At 70.2% G+C, this 15,704-nt stretch carries 12 protein-coding genes; 6 read left to right on the top strand and 6 right to left on the bottom strand.

Annotated elements, in window-relative coordinates; genetic code table 11:
• A partial coding sequence (locus tag R6V09_RS26780) for a MerR family DNA-binding transcriptional regulator (protein WP_317883988.1) occupies positions 1 to 265 on the bottom strand: 265 nt, incomplete at its 3' end.
• 58 nt (positions 266 to 323) lie between these two features.
• Here R6V09_RS26780 and R6V09_RS26775 point away from each other — a divergent pair.
• A complete protein-coding gene (locus R6V09_RS26775; RefSeq protein ID WP_317883987.1) occupies positions 324 to 1,577 on the top strand; it encodes an erythromycin esterase family protein in 1,254 nt (417 codons plus the stop codon).
• 9 nt (positions 1,578 to 1,586) lie between these two features.
• On the opposite strand, the gene R6V09_RS26770 is transcribed toward R6V09_RS26775, so the two are convergent.
• On the bottom strand, positions 1,587 to 3,080 hold the full coding sequence (locus tag R6V09_RS26770) for a M1 family metallopeptidase (RefSeq protein ID WP_317883986.1): 1,494 nt from the start codon (positions 3,078 to 3,080) through the stop codon (positions 1,587 to 1,589).
• Between the two features lie 231 nt (positions 3,081 to 3,311).
• Here R6V09_RS26770 and R6V09_RS26765 point away from each other — a divergent pair, with 231 nt between their 5' ends.
• Positions 3,312 to 5,264, top strand: a complete 1,953-nt coding sequence (locus R6V09_RS26765; protein WP_317883985.1) for a Xaa-Pro dipeptidyl-peptidase — start codon at positions 3,312 to 3,314, stop codon at positions 5,262 to 5,264.
• Positions 5,265 to 5,457: 193 nt separating this feature from the next.
• Here R6V09_RS26765 and R6V09_RS26760 read toward each other — a convergent pair whose 3' ends face one another.
• Positions 5,458 to 6,417, bottom strand: coding sequence for an FAD-dependent oxidoreductase (locus R6V09_RS26760; RefSeq protein WP_317883984.1), 960 nt, complete (start codon positions 6,415 to 6,417; stop codon positions 5,458 to 5,460).
• A gap of 84 nt (positions 6,418 to 6,501) precedes the next feature.
• On the opposite strand from R6V09_RS26760, the gene R6V09_RS26755 reads away from it, so the two are divergent.
• The gene (locus R6V09_RS26755) at positions 6,502 to 7,527 is read left to right on the top strand and encodes an oxidoreductase (protein WP_317883989.1); all 1,026 of its coding nucleotides are present in this window, start codon (positions 6,502 to 6,504) and stop codon (positions 7,525 to 7,527) included.
• Between the two features lie 48 nt (positions 7,528 to 7,575).
• Positions 7,576 to 9,219: an ABC-F family ATP-binding cassette domain-containing protein gene (locus R6V09_RS26750; RefSeq protein WP_317883983.1), complete on the top strand. Its 1,644-nt coding sequence runs from the start codon at positions 7,576 to 7,578 to the stop codon at positions 9,217 to 9,219.
• Positions 9,220 to 9,235: 16 nt separating this feature from the next.
• Here R6V09_RS26750 and R6V09_RS26745 read toward each other — a convergent pair whose 3' ends face one another.
• Together R6V09_RS26745 and R6V09_RS26740 are read right to left on the bottom strand one after the other, a co-directional pair.
• The gene (locus R6V09_RS26745) at positions 9,236 to 9,871 is read right to left on the bottom strand and encodes a DinB family protein (protein ID WP_317883982.1); all 636 of its coding nucleotides are present in this window, start codon (positions 9,869 to 9,871) and stop codon (positions 9,236 to 9,238) included.
• Positions 9,872 to 10,006: 135 nt separating this feature from the next.
• Positions 10,007 to 12,403 carry a Tex family protein gene (locus R6V09_RS26740; protein WP_317883981.1) on the bottom strand — a complete coding sequence of 799 codons (2,397 nt, stop codon included), beginning with the start codon at positions 12,401 to 12,403 and terminating at the stop codon, positions 10,007 to 10,009.
• 198 nt (positions 12,404 to 12,601) lie between these two features.
• On the opposite strand from R6V09_RS26740, the gene R6V09_RS26735 reads away from it, so the two are divergent.
• A complete protein-coding gene (locus R6V09_RS26735) occupies positions 12,602 to 13,336 on the top strand; it encodes a DUF6585 family protein (RefSeq protein ID WP_317883980.1) in 735 nt (244 codons plus the stop codon).
• Positions 13,337 to 13,408: 72 nt separating this feature from the next.
• Here R6V09_RS26735 and R6V09_RS26730 read toward each other — a convergent pair whose 3' ends face one another.
• Entirely contained in the window at positions 13,409 to 14,278 is an 870-nt protein-coding gene (locus tag R6V09_RS26730) for an SCO6745 family protein (protein WP_317883979.1), read from the bottom strand.
• A 113-nt stretch (positions 14,279 to 14,391) separates the two neighbouring features.
• Here R6V09_RS26730 and R6V09_RS26725 point away from each other — a divergent pair, with 113 nt between their 5' ends.
• Positions 14,392 to 15,354, top strand: coding sequence for a GlxA family transcriptional regulator (locus tag R6V09_RS26725; protein WP_317883978.1), 963 nt, complete (start codon positions 14,392 to 14,394; stop codon positions 15,352 to 15,354).
• The last annotated feature ends 350 nt before the right edge of the window (positions 15,355 to 15,704 follow it).

The following is a 15,704-nucleotide window of genomic DNA, read 5'->3' as shown; positions in this document are numbered from 1 at the left end:
GTAGCGCGTCCTCGGTGGCGCCCCGGTTGACCGCCCGCAGGATCGCCGCGGCCGTCGGGTGGCCGTGTCCCGGGACGAGCGCGAGAAACGCGCGCAGGGCCCGCGCGTGCCGCGGCGTGTAGGTGCGGTAGCCGTGCGCGGTGCGTTCGGCGGCCGGAAGGATCCCCGCCGCCTCGTAGTTGCGGACCGCCTGCGTCGACAGACCGTGCCCGCGCGCCAGATCGACCGGCCTGAGCCGACCACCGCTTTGAGGGTTTCGCACCACTGTCCTGCCACTGTCGACAAAAAGTTTCCACCGGGACTTCAACGATACGTTTGAGGATATGACTCCTGGTATCTCTCCCGGTATCCCCCCTGGCATCACCGATGCCGTCCACGCCCTCGACTCCGCAGCCGTCCTGGATCTGCTCCCGGCCAGACCGCGGCTGCTCGCGCTCGGTGAGCCCACCCACGGCGAGGACGTCCTGCTCGATGTGCGCAACGAGATCTTCCGCCACCTCGTCGAGCGGGAGGGCTACCGCACCATCGCCATCGAGAGCGACTGCCTCATGGGCCTGGTCGTGGACGACCACGTCACCTCGGGCACGGGCACCCTCGACGACACCATGGCGCGCGGCTTCAGCCACGGGTGGGGCGCCTTCCCGGGCAACCGCGAACTGGTGCGCTGGATGCGCGAGTACAACGCCGGCCGCCCCGACACCGAGCAGGTGCGGTTCGCCGGATTCGACGGCCCGCTGGAGATCACCGGCGCCGCGAGCCCCCGGCAGGCCCTCACCGGACTCCACGCCCACCTCGCCGCCGGAGTCGACGCCGACCTTCTTCCCGGCACCGCCGAAACCCTCGACGAGCTGCTCGGTCCGGACGACCCGTGGACCGACACCGCCGCCATGCGGGACCCGTCCCGGTCCGTCGGGCGGACGCCCCGAGCCCGGCAACTGCGGCTGTTCGCCGACGACTTGGTGGCCCTGCTCGACGCGTGGACACCGCGACTGATCGCGACGTCCACGCCGGAGGAGTGGCACCGCGCCCGCCTGTACGCGCGCACAGCGGTCGGCCTGCTGCGCTACCACTCCGCGATGGCCGACGCCTCACCGAGCCGTATGACGCGGCTGGTGGCCCTGCGCGACTCGATGATGGCCGCCAACCTGCTCGCCGTCGCCGAACGCGGCCCGGCGCTGGTGAACGCCCACAACGGCCACCTCCAGCGGAACAGGAGCACGATGCGCATGGGCGGCCTGCCGGTGGAGTGGTGGAGCGCCGGCGCGATCGTCGGCGCACACCTGGGCGAGGAGTACGCCTTCCTGGCCACGGCCCTCGGCACGATCCCCCACCAGGGGGTGGACACCCCGCCCCCGGACACCGTCGAGGGGCTGCTCTACGCGCTCCCGCAACCCCGTTGCCTCGTCGACACCCGTCGGCTCGCCACCGCGCTCGCCGGATCGACGCCCGCCCCTCGCGTGTCGTCCTGGTACGGCTACGCCCCACTGGACCCGGCGCACCTGACCGGCCACGACGGGATCGTGTTCGTCAAGCACACCGGGTCCGGCCCGGCTTCCTCGGAGCAGGGCGACGACTGAGCGGTGCCGTCAGCCCCCGTGCACGTCGTTCGTCGCGGCGATCCTCTTCCACGACCTCGGCTGGACCGGAGCGGCCGACGCCTTCGCGATGGACGCCGTACGGGCCGCCGGGGCCGCCGGCTTCGACGGCTGGAACAGCCAGGTGTCGAAGAGCGCGGACAGCGACTTCCCCGACACCTGCTCGGCGTAGGACCGGAAGTCCGCGACGGACGCGTTGCCGTACGCGTGCTCCTTCGGCCAGCCCTTCAGGATGGCGAAGAACGCGTCGTCGCCGACCTCGTTGCGCAGCGCCTGGATGGCGAGTGCGCCCCGGTCGTAGACCGGAAGCTCGAACTGGTTGTCCGGACCGGGGTCGCCGGGCGCGATCGTCCAGAAGGGGTCGTCGGCCGGGTGCGAGGCGTAGACGTAGTCGGCGAGTTGCTGCGTGGTGCCCTCGCCCTCGTGCTCGGACCACAGCCACTGCGCGTACCGCGCGAAGCCCTCGTTGATCCAGATGTCCTTCCAGCCCTTCAGCGACACGTCGTCGCCGTACCACTGGTGGGCCAACTCGTGCACGACGACAGAGGTGTTGGCGCCGTTCGCGAACTGCTTCTGGCTGTAGTAGACGCGCGTCTGCGTCTCCAGCGCGTACCCGGTCGTCGTGTTGGGCACGTACCCGCCGGCCGAACTGAAGGGATACGGCCCGAAGTAGCCGCTCAGCCAGTCGACGATCTCCCCGGTCCGCTCCACGCTCGCCCGCGCGGAGCCGTCGTTGTCGCCGAGGTCCTTGCTGTACGCGTTGATGACCGGGACGCCACCCTCCGAGGTGCTGGTGGTGATGTCGAACTTGCCGAGGGCCAGCGTGGCCAGGTAGGTGGCCTGCGGTTTGTTCTGCCGCCAGTTGTAGCGGGTCCAGCCGAGTTGTGAACTCGTCGACTGGAGCGTGCCGTTGGAGATGGCCTGGGTGCCGTTCGGCACCGCCACCGACACGTCGTAGGTCGCCTTGTCGCTGGGGTGGTCGTTGCTCGGGAACCACCACCACGCCGACTCGGGCTCGTCCGCCGCGACCGCGCCGTCCGGGGTGCGGTGCCAGGTGTCGAAGCCGTACGCGCTCTTCGTGGACGGGACCCCGCTGTAGCGGACCACGACCGTGATCGGTGTGCCCGTCGGCAGCGGGGTCTTCGGGGTGATCTCCAGCTCGTGCTGGCCGGAGGTCGCGAAGGTCGCCTTCACACCGTTGACCCGCACCTCGCTCACGTCGAGGAGGAAGTCAAGATTGAACCGCGAGAGATCCTGCGTGGTCTTGGCGAGGATGGTGGCCGTACCCGCCAACTCATCCGTCGCGGGCTGGTATTGAAGCCTGAGGTCGTAGTGCGAGACGTCGTATCCGCCGTTGCCGTAGGCCGGGTAGTAGGGGTCGCCGATACCCGGAGCGCCGGGGGAGTAGCTTGCCGCCGATGCCGGGATCGCCAGCAGCAGGGAGGCCGCCGCGAGCGCTCCCGGCGCGATGATTCTGCGGTGCACGAGAACTCCAAGTCGTAGGGCTCCGCGGGAAGCCGAAGAGCCGTGGGGGTCCACGAAGGTCGAAGAGCCGTAAGGTCCACTCGGTCCGTCTGTTCAAAGGCTATTCAGTCCCTGTGCTCCCATGCCTGTCCACGGCACCTCCTGTCACACGATCGCCATTCGGCCGACATGACCCCGAACGACCCCGAGTGCCTCTTCCAGCACGGGAGTTGACCGATGTACCGTCCGCGCATGCCGAAACGCACGCGCTTCACGATCTGGAGATCGCTCGCGACGGCGGCGACCGCCGCCCTCCTGGCCACTTTCCTCACCCCGGCAGTGGCCCAGAGCGCCCCGCAGGAAAGCCAACCCGTCTACTCCTACGCGAACGCCGTCCGCGAGGCCGTCTGGGTGGACACCGGACTCGACGGCGACGGTGACGGGAAACCGGACCGCGTCGCCGTCGACATCGTCCGGCCGAGCGAACCCGCCCGCGAGGGCCGCAAAGTGCCCGTCATCATGGACGCCAGCCCCTACTACTCCTGCTGCGGACGCGGCAACGAGAGCCAGCTGAAGACCTACGACGCCAGCGGCAACGTTGTCCAGATGCCGCTGTTCTACGACAACTACTTCGTGCCCCGCGGCTACGCCTTCGTCGGCGTCGACCTCGCCGGCACCAACCGCTCCGACGGCTGCGTCGACGTCGGCGGCCGTTCCGACATCCAGTCCGCGAAGGCCGTCGTCGACTGGCTGAACGGACGCGCGAAGGCGTACACGACACGCACCGGAACCGTCTCCTCGCAGGCGAGTTGGACCAACGGCAAGACCGGAATGATCGGCAAGAGCTGGGACGGCACCATCGCCAACGGCGTCGCCGCCACCGGCGTGAAGGGCCTGAAGACGATCGTCCCGATCAGCTCCATCTCCTCCTGGTACGACTACTACTTCGCCAAGGGTGCCCCGCTCTACGACTCCGGCCCCGACTGGCTCTCCGGCTACGTCGACAGCCCCGACGCGCAGGCCAAGTGCGCCGCCGTCCAGCAGAAGATCGTCGACGGGGCTCCACGCACCGGTGACTGGACGCCGTTCTGGACCGAGCGCGACTACGTGAAGGACGCGAGCAAGGTCAAGGCCAGCGTCTTCCTCGTGCACGGGCTGCAGGACCTCAACGTCCGCACCAAGAACTTCGGCCAGTGGTGGGACGCCCTCGCAAAGAACGGCGTCGAGCGCAAGATCTGGCTCTCCCAGACCGGCCACGTCGACCCCTTCGACTACCGGCGCGACGCCTGGGTCGACACCCTGCACCGCTGGTTCGACCACGAACTCCTCGGCTACGACAACGGAATCGACCGCCAGCCGATGGCCGACGTCGAACGCCACCCCGACCAGTGGGAGACGTCGAAGACCTGGCCGCCGAGCGGCACCGCGACCACCACCCTCCACCCGGCGCAGGGCACCCGGGCGGGCGTAGGCACGCTCGGGCTGGGCGCGGGCAGCGGGACCGAGACGTTCACCGACAACCCGCAGGAGAGCGAGACCGACTGGGCCGCCGCGATCGACAAGTCGACGGCGGACAAGGCAGGTTTCGTCACCGGACCGCTCAAGAAGGACCTGCGGCTTTCGGGTTCCTCGAAGGTGACGATCACGGCGACACCCACCACCGCCACGGCCCATCTCTCCGCCGTCCTGGTCGATTTGGGCCCCGACACCATCCGCGACTACGCCGACTCGGCGGAAGGCATCACCACGCTCACGAACCGCACCTGCTGGGGCGAGAGCACCGCCGGCGACAGTGCCTGCTTCCTGGCAACCCAGGCCAAGACCACGGCAGTCGACTACAACGTCTTCAGCCGCGGCTGGGCCGACCTCGGCAACTACGCCTCCGCCACGAAGGGCGTACCGCTCACCCCGGGCAAGGCGTACACCATCACGCTCGACCTGGCGGCGACCGACCACGTCGTCCCGGCCGGGCACCGCCTCGCCCTGATCGTCGCGGGCACGGACAAGGACCTCATCGACCCGCCGTCCACCACCCCGACCCTCGCCCTGACCCTGGCCCGCACCTCGGCCCAACTCCCGCTCGTCGGCGGCGCGTCGGCGTTCGCCAAGGCCACGGCGGGAGTCAAGTCCACGGCAGCCACGGCCGCGACCCTCGACGGCGTACGGACACCCCGTTCCGCCGCCCAGCGGGTACCCGGCAACTGATCACCGACCCGACCCGACCCGGAGTGGGGCGGCGGCGCGAGTGCGCTCCGCCGCCCCACTCCGGGCACGTCGGCCGCAGAGCGCGCTCCGCCGCCCGCGTCGGACACCTCGGTCACCTCGGTCACCTCGGTCACCTCGGTCACCTCGGTCACCTCGGTCACCTCGGTCACCTCGGTCACCGAAGCCTCGCGGCTCAGCCCAGCCGCAGCCGCACCAACTCCGCGACCTCCTCGGCGCACCCCCACGCCACCGTGATCCCCGCCCCGCCGTGCCCGTAGTTGTGCACCAACACCCGCCCGTCCCGCAGCACTTGACGCTCCAGCCGGACAGCGGGCCGCGTCGGCCGCAGTCCCACCCGGTGCTCCAGCACCCGGGCGTCGGCGATCTCCGGCCGGATCGCCGCGCAGCGCGCGATGATCGCCTCGGCGGTCTCGGGATCGGGCGTCATCGACCAAGCGCCGTCCTCGGCCGTACCGCCCAGGATCAGCCCGCCCGGCTGCGGGAAGAAGTACGTGGACGTGTCCGCCGAGTGGTCGACCGACGTGAACCAGGTCGTGATCCCCGGGTTCTCCACCACCACCAGCTGACCGCGCACCGGCCGCATCGAACGGTCGGGCACCAGGTCCAGGGAGTCCAGCCCCGTGCAGTTGACCACGAAGGGTGCCGGCACCTCGGTGAGGTCCGTCACCGACGCCTCCTCGACGGTCCCGCCCGCCCCCAGGAACCGCTCCCGCAGCCACGGCAGATGGGTCGACATGTCGATCAGCGGCAACCGGGCCCACAGCCCGCCGCCCGCGTACTCCTCGGCCCGCGCCGCCCGCAGCCCCGGCACCCGGCCCGCCCACGGCCCCAGCTCGTCCAGCCGTGTCCCGCCCTGTACACCCTCGACCATGCGTACGCCCGTCTCCTCGGGCCGCGCCGCCAACTTCTCGTACACGCCGAGCGATTGGAGCGCCCACTCACCGACGAGCGCCTCCGGCTCGATCCGGTACGGCCACCACAGCGCGCCCGCGACGGCCGAGGTCGTCAGCTCGACGCTCTCGCGCGTCCACACTCGCACCCGTGCGCCGCTCTCGGCCAGGACGACGGCCGTCGTCAGCCCGATGACGCCCCCGCCGACCACGATGACTTCGCCACTCACACCGCTCTCCATGCGCGGACGGTAGCGGAATACGACATGCCGTGCTGACATCGGCATCGCGCTGGGGATACTCACAGCATGTCTGCCGAACCTGCGATGTCCGCCGCGTACGCGGCCTTCGGCCTGGCACCGGCGATGCGCGCCGGTGAAGTCCTCGCGGACGGCGGCTACCAGGTGCACCGCGACTTCGTCGACTTCCTCGTCGACGGCCGCCCACTGCTCTTCCAGCTCGCCGACCTGGACGCCGTCTCCCCGCTCGCCTCCGACATCCCGCCCGCGATCTTCACCGCCCAGGTCCGCAGCCTCCTCCTGGAGACCGACCCACCCCTGGAGGGCGGACGCCACATCATCTACGGCTGCCCCGAGTGCGCGGACCTGGCCTGCGGCGCCGTCACCGCCGTCATCGAACGGGACGGCACCGACTACATCTGGCGCGACTTCGCCTGGCAGACCGAGGAACACGCCGACCTGGAGCGCAACGGCTACCACGGCATAGGGCCCTTCCGCTTCGCAGGCACCGAGTACCGCACGGCCCTCGACTCCCTCATCGACGGCACCGAACCCCCGGCCGCCAAACGCCGCGTCCTCCTCATCGGCGCCCGAGTCGCCGTCCTCAACAAGCTCGCCGCCGCCCTCCGCGCCATCGGCATCGGCGCCGAGATCACCGGCGACGCGACCCACGTCCCCGCCGACGAACTCCGCGGCTACGGCGCCGTCGCCTTCGGCCGGGCCGTCGCCCAGGAGGAACGCGCCGCCGTACGGGCCGCCTTCGACCGCGCCGGTGTGGACGTGGCCTACGTCGACGGGCTCGCCCCCATCGTCCCGCTCCTCGTCGCCCAGATCGAACACGCCCTGGACCGCCGCCCGCCCGAGCAGCACCGGCTGACCCGCCTGGTCGCAGCCGACGGCGAGGCGGGCATCGAGGTCACCTCCCCGTGCCGGGTACGCGTCACGGCGTACCGGCTCGATCGCCTCTACCGCAGCCACACCCAGGACGTCTTCGACGGCGTCCTGGAACCCGGAAGCCACCGCATCGCCCTCGACGCGAAAGCCGTGAAGGGCGAGTCCTTCGTCGTGGCCCGCACCACGGGGAGCGTGCTGGTGGAGCCGATGGCACGCTGAAATCCGCGGCGCGGGCGGCCAAACGGACCGATTAGGATCGGCGGTCTGATGACTGCCACTCTCGTCGCCAAGAATCTCGCCGCCGGACACGGCGACCGCGCCCTGTTCAGCGGGCTCGACCTCGTCGTCGCCCCCGGCGATGTGATCGGCCTTGTCGGTGCCAACGGCGCCGGCAAGTCCACTCTCCTGAGGATGCTCGCCGGCCTGCTCGCACCGGAGGAGGGCGAACTGCGCCTCTCCCCGCCGGCCGCGACCGTAGGACATCTCCCGCAGGAGCCGGAGCGGCGCCCGGGCGAGAGCGTGCGCGAGTTCCTGTCCCGCCGCACCGGCGTCGCCGAGGCCCAGCGCACGATGGACGAGGCCACCCAGGCACTGGTCGACGGCGCACCCGGCGCCGACGACGCCTACTCGGCGAGCCTGGAGCGCTGGCTCGACCTCGGCGGCGCCGACCTCGACGAACGCGCCGAGGAGATCGCCGACTCCCTCGGCCTCGCCATCGACCTCGACCAGCCGATGACGTCCCTGTCCGGCGGCCAGGCGGCCCGCGCGGGCCTCGCTTCCCTCCTCCTCTCCCGCTACGACGTCTTCCTCCTGGACGAGCCCACCAACGACCTGGACCTCGACGGCCTGGAACGCCTCGAACGTTTCGTCTCCGGCCTGCGCGCCGGCACGGTCGTCGTGTCCCACGACCGCGAGTTCCTCACCCGCACGGTCACCAAGGTCCTCGAACTCGACCTGGCCCAGAACCAGATCAACCTCTACGGCGGCGGCTACGAGGCCTACCTGGAGGAGCGGGACGTGGCCCGCCGGCACGCCCGCGACGACTTCGAGGAGTACGCCGACAAGCGCTCCGCGCTCCAGGACCGTGCCCAGATGCAGCGCGGCTGGATGGACAAGGGCGTCAAGAACGCCCGCCGCAAGGCGAACAACGACAACGACAAGATCGGCCGCAAGTTCCGCAGCGAGGCCAGCGAGAAGCAGGCCGCGAAGGCCCGGCAGACCCAGCGCATGATCGAACGCCTCGACGTCGTCGAGGAGCCCCGCAAGGAGTGGGAACTGCGCATGGAGATCGCCTCCGCGCCCCGCTCCGGCGCGGTCGTCGCGACCCTGCGGGACGCCGAGGTACGACGCGGCGACTTCAGCTTCGGCCCGGTGTCCCTGCAGATCGACTGGGCGGACCGGGTCGCGGTGACCGGCGCGAACGGCGCGGGCAAGTCGACGCTCCTCGCTGCGCTGCTCGGCCGTATCCCCTTGGACGCGGGGCAGGCTTCGCTCGGCTCCGGTGTCCTGGTCGGCGAGGTGGACCAGGCCCGGCAGTTGTTCCACGGCACGGAGTCCCTGCTCGACGCGTTCTGCGCGGCCGTCCCGGACACCGAGCCGGCCGAAGTCCGCACGCTGCTCGCCAAGTTCGGGCTCAAGGCGCACCATGTGATGCGGCCTGCGGGGACCTTGTCACCGGGTGAGCGCACCCGTTCGGCGCTGGCGTTGCTCCAGGGCCGTGGGGTGAACCTCCTGGTTCTGGACGAGCCGACGAACCACCTGGACCTGCCGGCCATTGAGCAGCTGGAGTCGGCGCTGGATGCGTATGAGGGCACGTTGTTGTTGGTCACTCATGACCGGCGGATGCTGGACGCGGTTCAGGTGACTCGGCGGTTGGAGGTGGCGGACGGGAAGGTGACGGAGCAACGGTGAGGATCAGGTGGTTCGTTCACTGCGGGTCCGTTGTGGCTGGTCGCGCAGTTCCCCGCGCCCCTTCAGGGCGCTGACGCTCGGCCTCTTTCGCGGCGCGCTCCACCCTTTCCCGGTGTTCCGCCCACCAACTCGCGTCGCCAGGCGCCATGTTGTCGCCCCCGGCCCGCTGTCCCACCGATCCGTCGACGAGTTCCCGCACGACATCGGCGTGCCCTGCGTGCCGGGATGTTTCGTAGATCATGTGGACGAGCGTGCGGTGCAGGGTGATTTCGTTCCCCCGCTCACCGGGTATGCGGCCGACCGCGTCCAGGGGCAACGCCTCGATCGTCGCGTCGGAGTGGGCGCACACACGCCGATAGTCCCCGACGATCTGCTCACGCGTCTCATCGGGCGTCGCCCACAGATCCGCGTTGGGCTCGGCGTCACCCGCGATCCACAACTCCGGTGCGTCGACGGGCCGTCCGAAGACCGTGCCGAAGTAGAACGCCTCGGCCCCGGCCAGATGCTTGACCAGCCCCAACAGATTGGTGCCGGTCGGCGTCATGGGCCGCCGGATGTCGTACTCCGACAGCCCATGGAGCTTCCAGAGGAGCGTGTCTCGGCTGTCCTGAAGAATGACGCGGAGGTCTGCCTTGAAGTCGGGTGAGATCATCCGCCCAGTCTGTCGGAGACATGATCCAACTTCACCTGTTTTCGCCGCCGAGCACCCACCCCTCAGGGGCGCGGGGAACTGCGCGACCAGCCACAACGGACCCGCAGCTTCCCCACGACCTGCTCGGCGCAGCCGTCAGCGCTTGCCTTTCTTCCCCGGGTCCAACAACCCCGCCTTCCGCAAAGCATCAGCCATCGCACTGTTACCCGGCGGCGGAGCCGCCTGCCGCGACCCACCACCCTGGCCGCCCTGCCGCTGCTGCTGGCGCTGCTGGGGCGGACGCCCACCCCGCTGCCGACGCTCGCCACCCCCACCCTGCTGTCCTCGCTCCCCGCCGGAGGCCACCGCTTCCGCCGAGTCGTCGAGCCGCAGAGTCAGCGAGATCCGCTTCCGAGGGATGTCGACATCGAGCACCTTCACCTTGACGATGTCCCCCGGCTTCACCACGTCCCGCGGGTCCTTGACGAACGTCTTCGACAGTGCGGAAACGTGTGCCAGACCGTCCTGGTGGACACCGACATCGATGAACGCCCCGAACGCGGCGACGTTCGTGACGACCCCCTCCAGGACCATCCCGGGCGCCAGGTCGGAGATCTTCTCGACGCCGTCCTTGAACGTGGCCGTCTTGAACGCGGGCCGCGGGTCGCGCCCCGGCTTCTCCAGCTCCTTGAGGATGTCGGTCACGGTCGGCAGACCGAACGTCTCGTCCACGAACTCGGTCGGCTTCAGCGAACGCAGTACCGCCGTGTTGCCGATCAGCGACGCCACCTCGCTCCCCGCCGTCTTCACCATCCGCCGCACCACCGGATACGCCTCGGGGTGCACGCTGGACGAGTCGAGCGGGTCGTCGCCGCCGCGGATGCGCAGGAAGCCCGCGCACTGCTCGTAGGCCTTCGGGCCGAGTCGTGCCACCTTCTTCAGCTGGGTGCGCGAGGTGAAGGGGCCGTTGGCGTCGCGGTGCGACACGATGTTCTCGGCGAGGCCGGAGGTGATGCCGGACACGCGTGAAAGGAGCGGCGCGGAGGCCGTGTTGACGTCCACACCGACGCCGTTCACACAGTCCTCGACCACTGCGTCCAGTGAACGCGACAGCTTCACCTCGGACAGGTCGTGCTGGTACTGGCCGACACCGATCGACTTGGGGTCGATCTTCACCAACTCGGCCAGCGGGTCCTGGAGTCGGCGCGCGATCGAGACGGCGCCCCGCAACGACACGTCCATGTCGGGCAGTTCCGCCGAGGCGAACGCGGACGCCGAGTACACGGACGCGCCGGCCTCGGACACCATCACCTTGGTGAGGTTCAACTCCGGGTGCTTGGTGATGAGTTCACCGGCGAGCTTGTCGGTCTCGCGGGACGCCGTGCCGTTGCCGATCGCGATCAGGTCGACCGAGTGCTGGGCGGAGAGGCGGGCCAGCTTGGCGAGGGCGTCGTCCCACTTGTTGGCCGGGACGTGCGGGTAGATCACGTCCGTGGCGACGACCTTGCCGGTCGCGTCGACGACGGCCACCTTCACGCCCGTACGGAAACCGGGGTCCAGGCCCAGCGTCGCGCGGGTGCCGGCCGGGGCGGCGAGCAGCAGGTCCCGCAGGTTCGAGGCGAAGACGTTGACCGCCTCGTCCTCGGCGGCCGTACGCAGCCGCAGCCGCAGGTCGATGCCGAGGTGCACGAGAATCCGGGTGCGCCAGGCCCAACGGACCGTGTCCTGAAGCCACTTGTCGCCGGGACGGCCGCGGTCGAGGATCTGGAAGCGGTGGGCGACCATCCCCTCGTAGGAAGAAGGCCCCTCGGTGTCCTCCTCGGGCTCCAGGACGAGATCGAGGACGTCCTCCTTCTCGCCGCGCAGCATCGCGAGGATGCGGTGCGAGGGCAGCGCGGTGAACGGCTCCGAGAAGTCGAAGTAGTCGGCGAACTTGGCGCCCGCCTCCTCCTTGCCATCCCGCACCTTCGCGGCGAGGCGCCCGCGTCCCCACATCCGCTCGCGCAGCTCGCCGATCAGGTCGGCGTCCTCCGAGAACCGCTCGGTGAGGATCGCCCGGGCGCCGTCCAGGGCGGCCTGCGGATCGGCGACACCCTTGTCGGCGTCGACGAACGCGGCGGCAGCGGCGAGCGGCTCCACGCTCGGGTCGCCCAACAGCCCCTCCGCGAGCGGCTCAAGCCCCGCTTCCCGCGCGATCTGCGCCTTGGTGCGCCGCTTGGGCTTGTAGGGCAGGTAGATGTCCTCAAGGCGCGCCTTGGTCTCGGCGGCGCGGATCTGCGCCTCCAGCTCCTCGGTGAGCTTGCCCTGCTCGCGCACCGATTCGAGGATCGCGGTCCGCCGCTCTTCCAGCTCCCGCAGATACCGCAGCCGCTCTTCGAGCGTGCGCAGTTGCGCGTCGTCGAGCATCTCGGTCGCTTCCTTGCGGTAGCGGGCGATGAAGGGCACCGTCGAACCGCCGTCGAGCAGCTCGACGGCTGCCTTCACCTGCCGCTCCCGTACGCCGAGCTCCTCGGCGATCCTGCCTTCGATGGACCCTACGAGGGGTGTCGTCACGCCCGTACCGCCTTCTCCACTGAGGTTGCGCGGCAATTGTGGCAGGTGGCACCGACACTCGGGGATCAGGGCGCCGTCCCGGAGTCGATTTTCGGTGATCTTCTGGACGGTGGGAGCAGAGATAGGAGAGGCTGCGGGTATCGCCTGGTATGAGCAGGCAACAGCCAACTGACACCTTTCCCAGCGAAGTTGAGGCTCATGCCCGCGACAGTCCCCTTGGCACCCCCGTCCCCTGCCGTCGCCGAACTGGCGGCACAGCACGAACTGGGTGCGCTGCTCGCCACCTTCAGACCCCAGCGGTTCGGGTGGTTCGTGAAGTCGTCGTTCTATCTGACGCTCGCGATGCTGTTCTGCCTCTTCGTGGTGCCGGCCGTGATCTTCTACTACATCGCGCTCCGCCGCACCCCGGACTTCAACCCCCGACAGGCGGCGAAGCGGCTGCACCTGTTCGAGCACGGCATGATCGCCGACCAGGAGACGGGTGCCGGCACGGTGGCCGTGCGGTGGGACCGGATCAGGCTCTACGAGGAGCAGGTCCAGAAGATCATCAACGGCATACCGGGTCCGATCCTGTACACCTGCGTGGCGACGAGCCCGGGGGCGAGTGTGACGGTCACCAACTTCTACGAGAAGCCCCGCACTTGGGCCTCGGCCATGCAGAGAGCGGTACTGCTGGCCCAGGGCACCACCGCGCGGCAGGCGTTCCTGGACGGCGAGGTCCTGGACTTCGGCGAGTTCGACCTCTCCACCGCCGGCGTCGCGCACCGGAAGAAGGTGCTGCCCTGGACCCAGGTGGGGCAGGTCAAGCTCGGCGGCGGCGCCGTCGCGGTGATGAAGACCGGCGAATCGGCCTTCTGGGCGCGCGCCATGGCCAAGAGCGTCCCGAATCTTCAGATGTTCCTGGACATGGTGGACAAGTACCGCAGCTCCTGAGCCTTCTCCTCACGCCGCTCGGCGGGAGAGTGCCGGCACCGCCGCCGTGACGTCCGGTTTGCGCTCCGCCGGCTAGCTCTTGCCGAGCAGATTCCCCGGAAACGCCCCGGCGGCGAGCGCCCGCCGGGCGAACCCGGTCGCCAGCTCGGTCAGCCGTACGACCCCCTCGGCCCCCAGGTGCTCGTACGGTGCCCGGTCCAGCCGGTCGGTCTCCGCCTCGATCTCGGCGCGCAGCACGACGCCCGCCTCGGTCAACTCGCCGTCCCCGTCGAGCAGTCCGCGCTCCCGCAGCCGTCCCGCGGCGGCGTCCCACTCCTCCCGGCTCCAGCCGCGGGTGCCGAACACCCACTTCGGGGTCATGCCCTTGCCGGTCGCGGTGTGGGACACCACGGCCTCCAGGCCGTCGAGGCCGGCGGACATCAGGACGGCCAGGTGACCGTCGCCGCGGTGCTCGCGCAGCAGTGTGGCGGCGTGAAAGTACGCGAGATGCGGCTCCTCCGGGACCGGCAGATCGGCATGCGCGGCGTACAGGGGCCGGGCGGCACGTGTGCACGCCTCGGCGGCCCGCAGCGCCAGCCGCGCGGCCTCCGCCATCTCCTCCGACTCGACCACGTCGTCGTCCAGCAGACGGCGCAGGGTCGCGTCGACGGCACGTGCGCGTGCCGTCAGGGCCTGCTCCGGGGAGACGATCTCCCAGACGGCGGGCACATGCCGGGCCACGAGTTCGTACTTGTAGTTGTAGAAGGTCGCCGCCACCACGCCGGGCCCGACCCGCCCCAGCGCCGCCGCCCGTACGGCGAAGTTGACGGCCCTGGAATCCGTGACTCCGAGTTCCGCCAGTTCCCTGCCCAGGTCGGGCGAGAAGTAGAGCGTGGCGTGCAGGGAGTTGAGCGCGTTGTGGCAGCGGCGCCCGGCACGGGGATCGATGGCGGCAGTAGTCATGACGGTCACGTTACCGACTGGTCGGTACGGTCTCCAGTGGCGGGCACCGGATGGCAGGAAAGGTGGGGTACTCGTCATTGCGGCCGGCGCGGGCAGCGCGAAGAATCGGCGGTATGCGAACCGTCCTGGTGGTCCTCTTCGACGATGTGCAGAGCCTCGATGTCACCGGCCCCATGGAGGTCTTCGCGGGTGCCGAGAAGCTGGCACCGGGGACCTATCGCATCCGTACGGCCTCCCTGGACGGCAGCCCGGTACGCACCTCCAGCGGCCTGACCCTCGTACCGGATTCGACCCTCGCCGACGCGCCCGCCCCGCACACCCTTCTCGTCCCCGGCGGCCCGGGCGCGCGTGGTCCGGACCCGCGGCTGACCGACTGGCTGCGCGAGCACGGGCCGCGCGCCGAGCGCCTGGTGTCCGTGTGCACCGGAGCGCTCGTACTCGCCGAGGCGGGCCTGCTGGACGGACGGCGGGCGACCACGCACTGGGCGTACTGCGAGAAGTTCGCCAGTGATCATCCCGCCGTGACTGTCGACCCCGACCCCATCTACGTCCGCGACGGACATGTCTCCACCTCGGCCGGTGTCACCTCGGGCATCGATCTCGCACTCGCGCTGGTGGAGGAGGACCTCGGCCGGGACGCGGCACTGACCATCGCCCGCCACCTGGTCGTCTTCCTCCGCCGGCCCGGGAACCAGGCCCAGTTCAGCGCCCAGCTCGCCGCCCAGACGGCCTGCCGCGAACCCCTCCGCGAGGTCCAGCAGTGGATCACCGAGCACCCGGGCGACGATCTGGCCGTCGAGTCCCTGGCCGCCCGCGCCCGCCTCTCGCCCCGCCACTTCGCCCGCGCCTTCCGGGCCGAGACCGGCATGACCCCCGGCCGCTACGTCGACCGGGTCCGCCTCGAACACGCCCGACGTCTCATGGAGGACACCGGCGACGGCATCGAGGAGATCTCCCGCGCCAGCGGCTACGGCACCCCGGAGGCCATGCGCCGCGCCTTCTTCAAAACGCTCGGCACGGCCCCGGCCGAGTACCGCCGCCGCTTCCGCCCGGCACCGGCGACAGGCGCCCGCTGAACGCGGACAGACTCGGCGCATCGGCAATCCCCGACTGCCGACTGCCTATTGCCTATTGCCTATTGCCGACTGTCCATTGGCGACTGCCGACTGCGGCTCGTCGACTGCCGATTGCCTACCGTCGACCACCGATTGCCGACCGCAACTCGTTGACTGCAGTTTGTTGACCGTCGACCGCGGCTCGCCGACTGCTCACCGTCGACCGCCGATTGCCGACCGCAACTTGTCGACTGCAGTTTGTTGACCGTCGACCGCGGCTCGTCGACTGTCCACCGCAGCCCGCAGCCCGCAGCCCGCAGCCCGCAGCCCGCAGCCCGCAGCCCGCAGCCCGCAGCCCGCAGCCCGCAGCC

The organism is Streptomyces sp. W16 (assembly GCF_033194735.1).
Classification (GTDB): domain Bacteria; phylum Actinomycetota; class Actinomycetes; order Streptomycetales; family Streptomycetaceae; genus Streptomyces.
This window is presented reverse-complemented; position numbering and strand designations above follow the sequence as displayed.